12 protein-coding genes are annotated in these 13,534 nt (G+C 65.7%); 8 read left to right on the forward strand and 4 right to left on the reverse strand.

Going from position 1 to position 13,534, the window contains the following annotated elements; genetic code table 11:
- Positions 1-92 precede the first annotated feature (92 nt).
- The 3 genes from LY284_RS19235 (at position 93) to LY284_RS19245 (ending at position 3,528) form a co-directional block, all read left to right on the forward strand.
- Entirely contained in the window at positions 93-1,811 is a 1,719-nt protein-coding gene (locus tag LY284_RS19235; RefSeq protein WP_233387639.1) for a SulP family inorganic anion transporter, read from the forward strand.
- Positions 1,812-1,964: 153 nt separating this feature from the next.
- Positions 1,965-2,789 carry a shikimate dehydrogenase gene (locus tag LY284_RS19240; protein ID WP_233387640.1) on the forward strand — a complete coding sequence of 275 codons (825 nt, stop codon included), beginning with the start codon at positions 1,965-1,967 and terminating at the stop codon, positions 2,787-2,789.
- Between the two features lie 274 nt (positions 2,790-3,063).
- The gene (locus LY284_RS19245; protein WP_233387641.1) at positions 3,064-3,528 is read left to right on the forward strand and encodes a hypothetical protein; all 465 of its coding nucleotides are present in this window, start codon (positions 3,064-3,066) and stop codon (positions 3,526-3,528) included.
- Here the strand turns inward: LY284_RS19245 and LY284_RS19250 are convergent.
- Positions 3,495-4,847: a hypothetical protein gene (locus LY284_RS19250; protein ID WP_233387642.1), complete on the reverse strand. Its 1,353-nt coding sequence runs from the start codon at positions 4,845-4,847 to the stop codon at positions 3,495-3,497. The genes LY284_RS19245 and LY284_RS19250 overlap by 34 nt on opposite strands.
- A gap of 390 nt (positions 4,848-5,237) precedes the next feature.
- Between LY284_RS19250 and LY284_RS19255 the strand changes: the two genes are divergently transcribed.
- Together LY284_RS19255 and LY284_RS19260 are read left to right on the forward strand one after the other, a co-directional pair.
- Positions 5,238-6,089: an alpha/beta fold hydrolase gene (locus LY284_RS19255; protein ID WP_233387643.1), complete on the forward strand. Its 852-nt coding sequence runs from the start codon at positions 5,238-5,240 to the stop codon at positions 6,087-6,089.
- A gap of 164 nt (positions 6,090-6,253) precedes the next feature.
- The gene (locus tag LY284_RS19260) at positions 6,254-6,733 is read left to right on the forward strand and encodes a hypothetical protein (protein WP_233387644.1); all 480 of its coding nucleotides are present in this window, start codon (positions 6,254-6,256) and stop codon (positions 6,731-6,733) included.
- Between the two features lie 2 nt (positions 6,734-6,735).
- On the opposite strand, the gene LY284_RS19265 is transcribed toward LY284_RS19260, so the two are convergent.
- Together LY284_RS19265 and LY284_RS19270 are read right to left on the reverse strand one after the other, a co-directional pair.
- Positions 6,736-8,064, reverse strand: a complete 1,329-nt coding sequence (locus LY284_RS19265) for an MFS transporter (protein WP_233387645.1) — start codon at positions 8,062-8,064, stop codon at positions 6,736-6,738.
- A 106-nt stretch (positions 8,065-8,170) separates the two neighbouring features.
- Entirely contained in the window at positions 8,171-9,130 is a 960-nt protein-coding gene (locus tag LY284_RS19270) for an MBL fold metallo-hydrolase (protein WP_014250956.1), read from the reverse strand.
- A 173-nt stretch (positions 9,131-9,303) separates the two neighbouring features.
- On the opposite strand from LY284_RS19270, the gene LY284_RS19275 reads away from it, so the two are divergent.
- Both LY284_RS19275 and LY284_RS19280 read left to right on the forward strand, forming a co-directional pair.
- Entirely contained in the window at positions 9,304-10,062 is a 759-nt protein-coding gene (locus tag LY284_RS19275; RefSeq protein WP_233387646.1) for an IclR family transcriptional regulator, read from the forward strand.
- On the forward strand, positions 10,059-10,853 hold the full coding sequence (locus tag LY284_RS19280) for an IclR family transcriptional regulator (protein ID WP_233387647.1): 795 nt from the start codon (positions 10,059-10,061) through the stop codon (positions 10,851-10,853). The genes LY284_RS19275 and LY284_RS19280 overlap by 4 nt, the downstream gene beginning before the upstream one ends.
- Here the strand turns inward: LY284_RS19280 and pdxY are convergent.
- Positions 10,850-11,731, reverse strand: coding sequence for a pyridoxal kinase PdxY (gene pdxY / locus LY284_RS19285; RefSeq protein WP_014250958.1), 882 nt, complete (start codon positions 11,729-11,731; stop codon positions 10,850-10,852). The genes LY284_RS19280 and pdxY overlap by 4 nt on opposite strands.
- Positions 11,732-12,225: 494 nt before the next feature.
- On the opposite strand from pdxY, the gene glgC reads away from it, so the two are divergent.
- The gene (gene glgC, locus LY284_RS19290) at positions 12,226-13,500 is read left to right on the forward strand and encodes a glucose-1-phosphate adenylyltransferase (RefSeq protein WP_014250959.1); all 1,275 of its coding nucleotides are present in this window, start codon (positions 12,226-12,228) and stop codon (positions 13,498-13,500) included.
- Positions 13,501-13,534 lie beyond the last annotated feature (34 nt).

Genomic DNA, 13,534 nt, shown 5'->3' on the forward strand with positions numbered 1-13,534 from the left:
TTGAAACGCGTGTTTGTCAGTAGACAAAACCGAGGCTTGGCACCGCCCGCTCAATGGGGCACGATTCGTTTCTCCAGGAACACGGTGTCCACATGCACGATCAGACTCGAAGCCCGGCGGCGGGCAGGCGATTTCTCAAAGGCATTCTTCCGCTCGACCGCGCCGCGGCGTTGCGCGACGCGCTCGCCGGCGTCTCGCTCGCGTCGATGGACATTCCGCAGGTGCTCGGCTACGCGCGCATCGCCGGCATGCCCGCGGTGACGGGTCTCTACACCGCGTTCATTCCGCTCATCGCGTTCGCGCTGTTCGGGGCGTCGCGGCATCTCGTGGTGGCGGCCGACTCCGCCACGGCGACGATTTTCGCGAGCAAACTCTCGTCGATGGCCGCGATGAGCAGCCCCGAATACGTCGCGCTCGCGGGCATGGTCGCGTTGCAGACGGCCGCGCTCCTCCTGCTGGCGCGGCTCTTCAAACTCGGCTTTCTTGCCGATTTCCTCTCGCGCACGGTGCTCGTCGGGTTTCTGGCGGGCGTCGGCGTTCAGGTGTCGATCGCCATGCTCGGCGACCTGTTCGGCATGACCGTGCCGTATCCGTCGTCGCGCAGCCTGGCGCAGCTCGCCTATGTCGTCAGTCATGCGATGCACGCGCACGGGCCGACGCTCGCGCTCGCGCTGGCCGTGATCGTCGCGATTCTCGGCTGCAAACGCATCGCGCCGCGCGTGCCGGTCGCGCTCATCGCGGTGATCGGCAGCATCGCCGCGAGCAAGGCGTTCGACTTCGCCGCGCACGGCATCTCGGTGCTCGGCGCGGTCGAAGGCGGATTGCCGCCGCTGCGCTTTCCCGCTGTCACCTGGCAGCAATGTCTCGAACTGATGCCCGTGGCGGCGTCGTGCTTCGTGATGATCATCGCGCAGAGCGCCGCAGCGGCACGCGTGTTCGCGCAGCAGTATCGTGAGGAAGTCGATACCAACAGCGATATTCTCGGCCTCGCGGCGGCCAACGCGGCGGCGGCGATGAGCGGGACGTTCGTCGTCAACGGCAGCCCGACGCAGACCGCGATGGCCGAACGCGCCGGCACGCGCAGCCAGTTCGGACAACTGGTGTTCGCGGCGGTCGTGGCGATCGCGCTGCTTTTTCTGAGCGACTATCTGCGGTATCTGCCGCATTGCGTGCTGGCGGGCATCGTCTTCACCATCGCGATCGGCCTCGTCAACGTGCAAAGCCTGAAGGACATCCGCGCCGAAAGCCCCGGCGAGTTCGCGCTCGCGCTCATCACGGCGGGCGCGGTCGTGCTGGTGGGCGTCGAGCATGGGATTCTGCTCGCGGTCGCGCTCTCGCTGATGCGGCACGTGCGCCACAGCTACCATCCGCACACCATGGTGCTCACGCCCGTCGCGCCCGGCAAACCGTGGCAGTTCATGCCGACCAAGCCCGGCGCGATGACCGCGCCGAACCTGATCGTCTACCGCTTCGGCGCGGATCTCTTCTATGCGAACGATCACTTTTTCGCGGCGGAACTGACGCAACTCGTCGATACGGCATCCGAAGATGTGCGCCACGTGATCGTCGATGCGGGCGCGATCACCGATCTCGATTATTCCGCCGCCCGCACGATCGGCGATCTGATCGAAACGCTGCGCGGACGCGGCGTCGCGGTGCTGTTCGGGCGCGTGAACCCATTCTTGCGCAATGACATGGACCGGCATGGGCTGACGCCCGTGCTCGGCGCGTCGAATGTTTTCGAGACGCTGCACGAAGCGCTCGCGGCGGCGGGCGCCAGTCCGACGGAGCCCGCGCCCGAGACGCTGTAGACGCTTCGGTTCGCGTGCCGCGCCGGCACGCGTTTGCGGTTGTGGAGAATATCTGACCGTTAGTTGCCTTCGAGACAGATTCTATTTTTGTTGAATGCTATTCCATTATCAACTAGCATTCAGATAGGCGAATTCACGGAGACAATCGAGGCAATGGCGCAGGACACTAACTTTTCCGCATCGCTCGATGCGGGCTTGAGCGGCGCGACGCGCGTCTATTTCATCGTCGGCGATCCGATCGCGCAGGTGCGTTCGCCGTCCGGCGTCACGGCTGCATTGCGCGCGGCCGGCCGCGACGCCATCGTGATTCCGGCCCACGTCGCGCCGGACGATCTCGACGCGTTCTTCGCCGGCATCGACCGTCTGCAGAATTGCGACGGCGTCATCATCACGGTGCCGCACAAGTTCAGCGCGACGAAATATTGCAAGTCACTGACCGATGAAGGCGCGTTCCTCGGCGCGGTCAACATGCTCAAGCGCAACGCCGACGGCACCTGGCACGGCGGCGCATCGGACGGCATCGGCATGGTCACGGCCCTGCGCGACGCCGGCTGCGAGCCGAACGCGAAGCGGGCGCTGCTGATCGGCGCGGGTGGCGCAGGTTCGGCGATCGGCCATGCACTCGTGGATGCGGGCGTCGCGTCGCTCGCGATTCGCGATTTCGATGCCGCGCGCACCGGCGCCCTCGCCTCGCGACTCGCCGCGCTGGGCCGCGGCGCGGTGAGCGTCGCCGACGATTCGCCTGCTGAGACTTACGACCTCATCGTGAACGCGTCGCCGGCGGGCATGCGCCCGGGCGATCCGCTGCCGATCGACGTCTCCAACCTGCCTTCGACGACGTTCGTCGGCGACGTCGTGACCAAGCCGCCGCTTACGCCCTTCATCGAAGCGGCCCGCGCGCGCGGCTGCACGACCGTCACCGGCACGCAGATGTTCGGCCGCGTCTGCGATGCGATCGTCGCTTATTTGCTGAAGTAGTGACTAAACGCGACATTGCACGTTGAATCGGAGCAATCTGGTTCAATCGCCACCCGCATTCGTTCAACATTCCGGCCGCGCATTCGCGTCCCTCGCGAAGCGCGCCGGCCCGCCGGTCTTGGAGCCGATCGCCGGCACGCGCCGCCCTCCTTCGGGCGGCGTTTTTCTGACGACGCTTCCAGCCGCGCCGGCGCGAGCATGCGATTCCACGCGAGAATCGCACGCTCGCTTCGAGGGCCAATGACACGCGTGCAGACGCACGCAAGAGGCTGGAATGAAATCGGATCACACCATTATTCGACGCGCGGCAAGCGCAGGCTTCGCGGTCATCGCTTTTGCCATGCTCGCCGCATGCGCGAGCGGACCGGGCGCCTCGGCGCCGTTGCCGGCGGATAGCACACTCGCGGTGGGCCGCATCATCGGCAAGCAATATCTGACGACGGTTGCGACGGGCGCGGCGTCGTCGTCCGGTCCCACGCTCGGGGTGGGCGGCGGCGGACTCGGCGGCAATGGCTGGAGCGGCGCGGGCGCCGGCGCGGGTCTGAGCTTCGATCTGACGAGCCTGTTCCAGAAGAGCCCGGAACCCACGGCGAAGGTCTACCGCTACAGCGTGCAGATGAAAGACGGCTCGAAGCGCGATGTCGACAGCACCCTCGATCTCAGCGACGGCGCGTGCGTGACGACGATCGATTCGAACCAGCCCGGCTACCCGAGACTGGCGAGCGCCGACGCCTGCTGACTTCGCGTTGCGGCGCGCTGGGCGAGCCGCCCGCACAACGCCGCGGAGACGCGCTCGACCACGGGCGTCCAGTCGCCCGGCGTGCGCTGCCGCACGAGCCGCACCGAGTCGTACCAAGGCTGCGTCTCGGCCTCCCCCCAACACCAGTGCGACGCGCGATCGATCATCGCGAGAACTGGTTTGCCTAGCGCGCCGCCGAGATGGAGCGGCGAACTGTCGACGCTCACGAGCACGTCGAGCGCGCTAACGAGCGCGGCCGAATCATGAAAATGCTCGGTATATTCCGGCAGTTCCGCGATGCGCGCGCCAGCCGAGCGCATTGCCGCGATATCCCCTTCGCGGCCCGGCGCGACCGGGTAGAACGTGACGCCCGGCAAGCGCCAGAGCGGCGCGAGCGCGGCGATTGGCACGCTGCGTTGGGCGTCGCGGCGGTGCGTCGGACTGCCTGCCCACACGAGACCGACGCGCAGCGCATCGCTGCCGTCCGACGCCAGCATGCTCCGCCATATGTCGATGCGTTCCGGCGCGGCATGCAGATACGCGCGGCCATCGACCTGATGCGGCAGCAGCCCGATCCACAGCGGCATGCTCATCATTGCGACGGTGTAATCGACCGTGCCGAAGTCGTGCGCTTCGAGCGCGACGCAATCCGGCACGAACCGCCGGATGAGCGGATGCAAGGCCGCGCGCACCGCGAGCAGCGCCTCGCCGCCGTTGCGCCGCACGCCTTCCGCGAACTGAGGAAAGTAACGCACGAACTGGATATCGTCGCCGAGCCCGAGTTCGCTGTACACCACGACGCGCTTGCCATCGAGCGTTTGCCCGCGCCTGCTCGGCCCGACACGCTCCATCCGCGCGACGACGCCGTGCTCGCCATGTTGCGAGCGATTCAGGCGGCGATCGAAGCGCAGCCAGCCGTCGCGCCACGCGCCGCGCCGCAATTCGAGATCCGCGAGATCGATGGCGAAACCGTGCTCATCCGGCGATTCGGTCAGCGCCACGCGGTACATCGCTTCGGCTTCGGCGAAGCGCGACTGCTCGTTGAGATACATCGCGATCGCGCCGCTCACGAGGCCATTGCCGGGATGATGCAGCGCGGCCTCGCGCATGACGGCTTCCGCCGCGACGTTGTCGTGACGCAGCCAGAGGCAATGACTCAGTTGCCAGCGCAATTCGATATCCTGCGGAAAACGCTGCAGCGCGTTTAGGCAGAACTGTTCGAGCGCGGGCCAGTCGCCCGAACTACGAAGGTCGAGTGCGATGGAAAGCGCGTGTTCCGCATGGTCGAAAAGCGGCGGCGAAGTTGAATCGAATGGCATGAATGGCGGCGCCGCGGATGTTTGAAACGTCCGCCGAGTCTATCTCAATCTCGCGAGCGAAAAGCCCGGATAAAGGCGAGAAAAATCTTAAACTTCGCACCAATGCCCCGATTCATTCGCATTCCGTACCATTCATCAAATGAATGCTGAAACGCAGTAATTCGACATGGCGATTGAGCGCCGCGCGAGGCTTTGCCATACTGCACATGGTTGCTCCTGTCTCCTCACGCGTCCACCCTCGACGACGAGGCCCACACCGGACGCGCTCTCGCCGCCTTCTCTCGGGCGGCTCTTTTTTTGTGCATGCGGCCTATTACCTCCGACGTAATTGTCCGGCCGCCTTTCTCCTGCGACGATGCCATCACACTGTTCATCGACAAGGAGACGGCCATGCGAATTCATGCAACCATCACCCAGCCGGGGTTTATTGCAACCGCCGACGGCGTCGAGTTGTTCTACCGCGACTGGCGGCCCGAGCACGCCGTTGCAAACGGCAAGACGATCGTTTTCGTTCCGAGTTATTCGCTGCCGGGCGACATGTGGGCGTATCAGATGCTGCCGCTCGTGCGCCAGGGTTTTCGCTGCATCGCTTATGACCGGCGCGGCCACGGACGTTCCAGCGATCCGGGCGGCGGCTACGACTACGACACGCTCGCGGACGACCTCGCCGGCATCATCGAAGCGCTCAATCTGTCCGATCTCACGCTCGCCGGCTATTCGATGGGCGGCGCGGAAGCCGTGCGCTATCTGACGCGTCACGGCAGTGCGCGCGTCGCGCGGCTCGTGCTGATCGCCTCGACCTTGCCGATGCTCGCGAAGACGCCGGACAATCCCGACGGCATCGATCGCGCTTATGCCGATGCCTTTCAGCACGATCTCATGACCGACTATCCGCAATGGCTCGCCGACAATGCGCGTCCGTTCGCGGGACCGCGCGCGTCGCAGGCCATGATCGACTGGATTCGCGAAATGGCGCTGCGCACCTCGCATCACGCGCTCCTTGCCTGCAACGAAACGGTAAATGGCGGCGATTTCCGCGACGAATTGCGCGATGTCGATGTGCCGACGCTCATCGTGCAGGGCGATGCCGACGTATCGAATCCGCTGGAACTGACCTCGCAGCGCACGGCGCGCCTGATTCCGAATGCGCGGCTCGTCGTGTACGAAGGCGCGCCGCACGGTATCTTTCTGAGCGATGCCGCGCGGCTGACGGCAGATCTGGCCGCTTTCGCATCGGCATGACGGAGCGGCAATCCGCGGCGGCCGCTTAATTCGCCCTGCGTTTGTCGGATAAGCGCTGAGTCCTGACGCGTATGAAAACACTCATATCAATAGACTCTGCAAGAATCCCGGCACCGTAGCACTGCGAATCGACTTTCTCCCCGCGTCCACCGGAGTCCATCGCGATGATCTTCCACGCCTCCATGCCCGCCAACGATCCGAAACACGTCGCGCAGGTGCTCGCCGAATTATGGGGCGGATTCGCCGCGCCCTTTTCCCCGTTTCCCGGCGCGTGGATGGCCGTCGCGGGCGACGATCGCGGCAGCATCATCGAGGTGTATCCGAGCGATCAGGTGATCACGCCGGGCGGCGATCGCGAGGACAGCGTGAGCTACGGCGCGGGCACGTTCAAGCGCCCGCAGTACAGCGCCTTCCATATGGCGATGGCGACGAAACTCGGCGCGGCGGAAGTCGTCGCGATCGGCGAGCGCGAGGGCTGGCGCGCGGTGCACTGCACGCGCGGCAACGACTTCTTCCATGTGATCGAACTCTGGATCGAAAACTCGACGATGCTCGAATTCCTCACGCCCGAGATGCAGGCCGAATACCTCGCCTTCGCGACGTCGGAGAACTTCAAGGCATTGGCCGCAGCCGCAGCCTCCTGAATTCACGCGCGACGCCGCAACCCAAAGAACAGCGCGGCGCCGCTCGCGAAGAGCAGCACGGCGAGCAGATGCACGGCAAGGTCCATGCTGCCCGTCGAGGTGCGGATCTGCCCGATCACCCACGGACTCACGATCCCGCTCGTAATGCCGATACTGCTGATGAACGCGATGCCCGCCGCCGCGCTCTTGCCCGGCAGATGGCTCGCGGGCACGGCCCAGAAGATCGGCAGCGCGGCGAAGATCAGCGTCGCGGCGAGCGACAGAATCGCGAGCATCAGCGCAAAGCTCGGCGGATGCAGCGTGAGCGCCGCGAGCGCGAGGCCGCCGCCGATCGTGCAGCACGCGAAATGCTTGCGCCGCTCGCCGACGCGGTCGGAATGACGCGCGATCAGAATCAGTCCCACCGCGCCGATCGCGTTCGGCACCACCGTGTAAAGGCTCACGGACATCACGTCGGTGATGCCGAAATCGCGGATCATCAGCGGCATCCAGAAGCTCAGCGTGAGCGACGCGCACGTCAGCGAAAAATAGATGAACGCGAAGAGATAGATGCGCGGATTGCGCAGCGCATCGAGCAGACCGCGGCCGTCGTGCGCGCCCGCGTCGCCGGACGGTTCCGAGCACAGCGCCGCGAGCCGCTCCTGCTCCGGCTGCGTGAGCCAGCGCGCATCGCGCGGCGTATCGACGAGCAGGCGCAACGCGATCAGGCCGAGCAGCACCGCCGGCGCGCCTTCGATCGCGAACATCCACTGCCAGCCTTGCAGCCCCATGACGCCCGCCATGTCGCGCATGATCCAGCCGGACACCAGCCCGCCGAACACGCCCGCGACCGCGACGCCCGCGAAGAACACCGACATCACGCCCGCGCGCCGTTTCGCCGGAAACCAGTACGTCAGATACAGCACGATGCCCGGAAAGAAGCCCGCCTCGAACACGCCGAGCAGAAAACGCAGCAGATAAAAGTGGCCGGGCGTCGAGACGAACATCATGCCGACCGACGCCGCGCCCCACAGCAGCATGATGCGCGTGAACGTGCGGCGCGCGCCGAATTTCGCGAGCAGCAGATTGCTCGGCACCTCGAAGAGCACATAGCCGACGTAGAAGACGGCTGCGCCGAGACCGTACATCGCATCGGAGAAGCCGAGATCGTGCTTCATCTGCAATTGCGCGAAGCCGATATTGATACGGTCCAGAAACGACACCACGTAGCAGAGGAACAGAAACGGAATGATGCGCCACGCGACTTTGCGCAACAGCGCCTCGTCGGTGAGGGCGTGCGCTTCCCCGGCGGCGCTCGGGTTGAGCGCCGCCGTAACGATCGACTTCGACATGTCTCGCTCCAGATGGGCGTGTTTAGGCCGGCGTCTTGCGCGCCTGTTGAGCCTTTAGAGGGGAATGCGGCGCGCTTTCGCTAAAGCGCGCCGCCAGAGAAGAACGTCAGTCCTGCAGCGCGGCCCACATGTCCTTGTCGCGTTGGGCCGTCCAGATGCGCGGATGCTTGATGCCGCTCGCTTCGTCGTAGGCGCGCGAGACGTCGAACGGCAGGCAGTGCTCGTAGATGAAGACGTGGCCGAACTTCGGGTCCATCGCCTTGCGCGTGTGCGCCATCGAGCCTTTCAGATCGAGTTTGTCGGCGACGGCTTCGCGGCCCGCCTGCAGCAGCGTCGTCACGAAATCCTTCGTGTAGTCGAGGCCTTTGTCGACTTCGGCCGGCGACAGCAGCGCGGGGCCGCGCCCCGGCACGAGCTTGTCGGCCTTCAACGCGCGTAGCGCTTCGAGCGTCGCGGGCCATTCTTCGAGCTGCGCGTCGCCGCAATAGCAGGCCGCGTCGTATTCGACCAAATCGCCCGAGAACAGCACTTTCTGCGACGGCAGCCAGACGACCGTGTCGCCCTTCGTGTGGCCCGAGCCGAGATGCGCGATTTTCACTTCCAGCTTGCCGAGGAACAGCGTGATTTCGCGCTCGAAGACGAGCGTCGGCCACGTCAGGCCCGGCACGGTCTCGACGCCCGCGAAAAGACGCGGAAAGCGCTCGATCTCCGATTTCATGTCCTGCTCGCCGCGCTCGACGATCATTTCATACGTGCCGCGGCTCGCGATGACCTGCTGCGCGCCTTCCGCGAAATACGCCGACGCGCCGAGCACGCGCACCGCGTGATAGTGCGACAGCACGACGTATTTGATCGGCTTGTCGGTGACGCTGCGGATCTTCTCGATGAGATCCTGCGCCATCGCGGGCGTCGCGGTCGTATCGACGATCAGCACGCCGTCGTCGCCAATGATGACGCCCGAGTTCGGATCGCCCTCCGCCGTGTAGGCGTAGGCGTTCTCGGACAGTTGCGTGAAGGTGATCTTCTTCTCTTCCAGGTCGGCCTGCGATGCGAATGCTTTTGCCATGATCGTGTCTCGCTTCCATTCTCGTGAGGATGAGTGGATGATCGGCGCGATGCCGATATTTGTCAACAACAAGCGTACTTGTTATTTGCAAATTCCGGGTAAATACTGAATCGCCTCATCGGACGCTTGCTGCTCGGATAACATCTGCCTTTTTCATCGAACGCGGAGTGCACTTGGCCAGTTCCGAAACCAGCGAGGAAAAGAAGCAGCGCGGGATTCAGAGCGTCGAAGTCGGCGCGCGTCTGCTCGCGGCGCTTGCCGCGCGCCGCGAGCCGCTTGCGCTCGGCGCGCTCGCCGACGCCGCGGAACTGTCGAGCGCGCAGGCGCATACCTATCTCGTGAGTCTCACGCGGCTCGGGCTGGTGAAGCGCGACGCGCTCACCGGGAATTATGAGCCGGGCCCGCTTTCGCTGCGGCTCGGCCTGCTGAATCTGGAGCATCAGCCGGCGTACCGGGCGGCCGCGCCGCGCGTCGCGGCGCTGGCGCTCGCCACGGGCATGAGCGTCGCGGTCAGCGTCGCCGGGCCGCAGGGACCGACGATCGTGCGCTACGAACGCGGCGGCCATCCGCTGCATGTGAATCTGCACGTCGGCACGGTGATGTCGCTGTCGTCGACGTCGACGGGACGCGTGTTCCGCGCCTTCGACGACGCAACCCGCGTCGCCGCGATGCTTGCGCATCAGCAGGAGACGGATGCGCCCGGCATGGACGCGCGCATCGATGAGATACGGACGCGCGGCATCGAACGCAGCGTCGATGCGCCGAGCCCGGGCGTCAGCAGCATGAGCGTGCCGGTGTTCGACCGCGGCGGGCGCATGCAGCTCGCGCTCACGGCGATCGGACCGACCGGCCTCGCCGACGTCGCCTGGGACGGCGCGCTCGCCCGCGCGCTGAAAGACGCCGCGCGCACCATCACGGACCTGCTTCCATGACGACATTCGACGAAGACGCGAGGCCGCAGCGCGGCATCAACGCGCTCGACGCGACGGGCGATCTCCTGCGCGCGCTGGTCGCCGCAGGCGAGCCGCTTACGTTACGCGATCTCGCCGCCGCGGCCGGCATGCCGCCGGCGAAAGCGTTCGCGCATCTGGTGAGTCTCGTGAAGGTGGGCCTGCTCGCGCGCGACGACGCCGGGCTGTTTCATGCGGGCGCGTTGAGCCGGGAGCTCGGGCTCATCGCGCTGCAGCGTCTTTCGCCGATCCGCGACGCGGAAAGCGAGATCGTCGCGCTCGCCGCGAGCACCGCGATGACTGTAGCGGCCGCGGCGCTCGGGCCGCTCGGTCCCACGGTGATCCGGCTGGAGGAATCGGCGCGGCCGCAGCACGTGAGCCTGCGCATCGGCACGGCGATGTCGCTCGTCAATACGGCGATCGGACGCGTCTTTGCCGCGCATCTTCCCGCCGACATGCTCGCGAGCCTGATGCAGCAGGACGGTATCCGTCTCGCGGGCGCGGCGGACGCGCACCCGGACGCGGCGCGCCTCGACGGCATCCGGAAAGACGGCCTCGACACCGCGCTCGGCGCGCCGGTGCCCGGCATCCACACGCTCGCCGCGCCGGTGTTCGATCACACGGGCAGCGTGTGCCTCGTGATCGCGTTGATCGGCTCGGCGGGCGGCTTCGACAGCGCCGCGGACGGTCCGCTCGCCCGCGCGCTGCTCGCCGCGACGCGGCGCCTGTCCTGGCGCTTCGGCCTGATGGAGGCGAACGGCAAAGCGGACTAGCCGCCTTTGACCATCTCCGTGCCGGTCACGCGAATCGCGGGGAAACGGTCGATCGGCTTCGCGATTTCATCCTGCGACGCGACGATTTCCAGCTCGTAGCGCCCCGCCTCGTAAGTCGCCCTGACGACCGCGTTGACCGCCGCGAGCGTGTGCTCCAGCGCGTTGCGCAACGAATCGCCCTGCAGCGTGCGCGCGACGAACACCGCGCTCGTCAGATCGCCGACGCCCACCGGCTGCCGCGCGAACGGATAAAGCGGACGCTGCGCGAACCAGGCTTCGGTCGGCGTGACGGCGAGCATGTTGAAGGTGTCGGCGCGGCTGTTGCGGTCGAGCAGGTGTTTCACCAGCACGGTGCGCGGGCCGCGCGCGATGATTTCCCGGCACGCATCGACGGCTTCTTCCACGGTTTCGATCGGACGCCCGACGAGCTTTTCGAGCTCGACGTGATTGGGCATGATCGCGTCGGCGATTTCGGGCATCGTCGTAACGAGGAAATCCTCGATGCCCGGCGCGACCGTGCAGCCGCCCGTCTGGCCCATGACCGGGTCGCAGAAATAGAGCGCGCGCGGATTCACCGCCTTCACCATCTTCACAATCTCGACGACCGCGCGCCCCTGCTCCGGCGTGCCCATGTAGCCCGACAGCACCGCGTTGCAGCGCGCCAGCACGCCGATCGCGCCGATGCCCTCGATCACGTTCTGGAGTTCGTCGGCATCGAACGCGCTGCCGGTCCAGCGGCCGTATTGCGTGTGATTGGAGAACTGCACGGTGTTGAGCGGCCAGACGTTGACGCCGAGACGCCGCATCGGAAAGACCGCCGCGCTGTTGCCCGCATGGCCGAACACCACATGCGATTGAATGCTCAGGACGTTGTTCATGTTCTGCTTTCCCGATTGATCGTGTCCGGTCAGGTGAAACGTTTGTCGCGCCGGCGTCGTGCAGCGCAGCGCGACGGCGGCCTCGGATACCACGCCCGCAGGCGCCGCGCGTGAAGCGGCGTCGGGCATCGCATGCATCGTATTGTGCCGCGCCTCGACGCACTGCGGCATGGCGGCTCGTTATAAATTGAGCGAACGCGCTTTGTCGAGCGGCGCGATCGATCAGAAGCCCAAACGGTCGCGCGGCTGCAACACATCGGCGGGCCGGACGCGGCGCACAGCACGCCCGTGCGCGTTCGGCACGCGCCTTGCTCGAACCGCACCGGATAAAACCGGCGCGCTGCGCTCAGCGAAAAAATCGCGAACTCCGGCACACGAATCCGAACGCGCGCCGGATAATGCTGCAACGGCTGCGCGGCGGCCACATCGAAAAGCATACGAGGACGAACACACGGCAAGACATCAATAGTCGCAGGTCAAATCAGGAGGCTGACATGGAGACGCTGTCTAAGAATCGCACCGATTTGCAGAAGTCGACCCTCGCAATCGTCCTTGCCGGCGGGCGCGGCACGCGTCTCGGGCCGCTCACCGACAAGCGCGTGAAGCCCGCCGTGCATTTCGGCGGCAAGTACCGCATCATCGATTTCGCGCTGTCCAACTGCCTCAATTCCGGCATCCGCCGCATCGCCGTCGTCACGCAATACAAGGCGCATTCGCTCATCCGCCATTTGCAGCGCGGCTGGGGTTTCCTGCGCGGCGAGTTCAACGAGTTCATCGATATCTGGCCGGCCCAGCAGCGGGTCGATTCGAGCTGGTATCGCGGCACCGCCGACGCCGTGTATCAGAACCTCGATATCGTGCGCTCCATCGGGCCGGAGTTCGTGATCGTGCTGGCGGGCGATCACATCTACAAGATGGATTACACGCGCATGGTGCTCGACCATGTGGAGAGCGGCGCGGACTGCACGGTCGGCTGCATCGAGGTGCCGCGCATGGACGCGGTCGCGTTCGGCGTGATGCATGTCGATGAAAACCGCCGCGTCACCGATTTCCTCGAAAAGCCCGCCGATCCGCCCGCCATGCCCGGCAAGCCCGACGTCGCGCTCGCGAGCATGGGCATCTACGTGTTCAGCGCGAAGTATCTCTACGACATGCTGCAGGAGAACATCGAGACGTCGAACACGGATCACGATTTCGGCAAGGACATCATTCCGCGCGTCGTGACGACGGGCAAGGCGATCGCGCATCCGTTCGGCATGTCGTGCGTGACGTCCAGCAGCGATCCGGACGCGCCCGCGTACTGGCGCGACGTCGGTACGGTCGACGCGTACTGGGAGGCCAACCTCGACCTCGCCTCGACCATCCCCGAACTCGATTTGTATGACCGCAAATGGCCGATCTGGACGAATCAGGAGCAACTGCCGCCCGGCAAGTTCGTGCGCGACCTGAACGGCCAGCAAGGCGCGATCACGAATCTGCTCGTGTGCGGCGGCTGCGTGATCTCGGGATCGCAGGTGTCGAAGTCGGTGTTTTCGTCGGCGGTGCGGGTGCACTCGTTCTGTAACATCAATGAGGCAGTCTTGTTGCCGCAAGTGACCGTGGGGCCGAGTTGCCGCTTGCAGAAGGTCGTGATCGACCGCGGTTGCACGGTGCCGGAAGGTCTCGTGGTCGGCGAGGACCCGGACGACGACGCCGCGCGCTTCTTCCGCACCGAATCCGGCGTCACGCTCATCACGCGCGATGCGCTGGCGCGGCTCTCGCAGCGCTAGCCGGACGCGACGAAACGAACCGAATCGACAGGAG

It is taken from the genome of Caballeronia sp. PC1 (assembly GCF_021353155.1).
GTDB classification, from domain to species: Bacteria; Pseudomonadota; Gammaproteobacteria; order Burkholderiales; family Burkholderiaceae; genus Caballeronia; species Caballeronia cordobensis.

Coding starts and splice junctions, on each gene's coding strand:
- LY284_RS19270 (WP_014250956.1), bottom strand. CDS start 9,130: ATGGCAAAAGCATTCGCATCGCAGGCCGACCTGGAAGAGAAGAAGATC.
- LY284_RS19255 (WP_233387643.1), top strand. CDS start 5,238: ATGCGAATTCATGCAACCATCACCCAGCCGGGGTTTATTGCAACCGCC.
- pdxY (WP_014250958.1), bottom strand. CDS start 11,731: ATGAACAACGTCCTGAGCATTCAATCGCATGTGGTGTTCGGCCATGCG.
- LY284_RS19280 (WP_233387647.1), top strand. CDS start 10,059: ATGACGACATTCGACGAAGACGCGAGGCCGCAGCGCGGCATCAACGCG.
- LY284_RS19265 (WP_233387645.1), bottom strand. CDS start 8,064: ATGTCGAAGTCGATCGTTACGGCGGCGCTCAACCCGAGCGCCGCCGGG.
- glgC (WP_014250959.1), top strand. CDS start 12,226: ATGGAGACGCTGTCTAAGAATCGCACCGATTTGCAGAAGTCGACCCTC.
- LY284_RS19250 (WP_233387642.1), bottom strand. CDS start 4,847: ATGCCATTCGATTCAACTTCGCCGCCGCTTTTCGACCATGCGGAACAC.
- LY284_RS19240 (WP_233387640.1), top strand. CDS start 1,965: ATGGCGCAGGACACTAACTTTTCCGCATCGCTCGATGCGGGCTTGAGC.
- LY284_RS19245 (WP_233387641.1), top strand. CDS start 3,064: ATGAAATCGGATCACACCATTATTCGACGCGCGGCAAGCGCAGGCTTC.
- LY284_RS19235 (WP_233387639.1), top strand. CDS start 93: ATGCACGATCAGACTCGAAGCCCGGCGGCGGGCAGGCGATTTCTCAAA.
- LY284_RS19260 (WP_233387644.1), top strand. CDS start 6,254: ATGATCTTCCACGCCTCCATGCCCGCCAACGATCCGAAACACGTCGCG.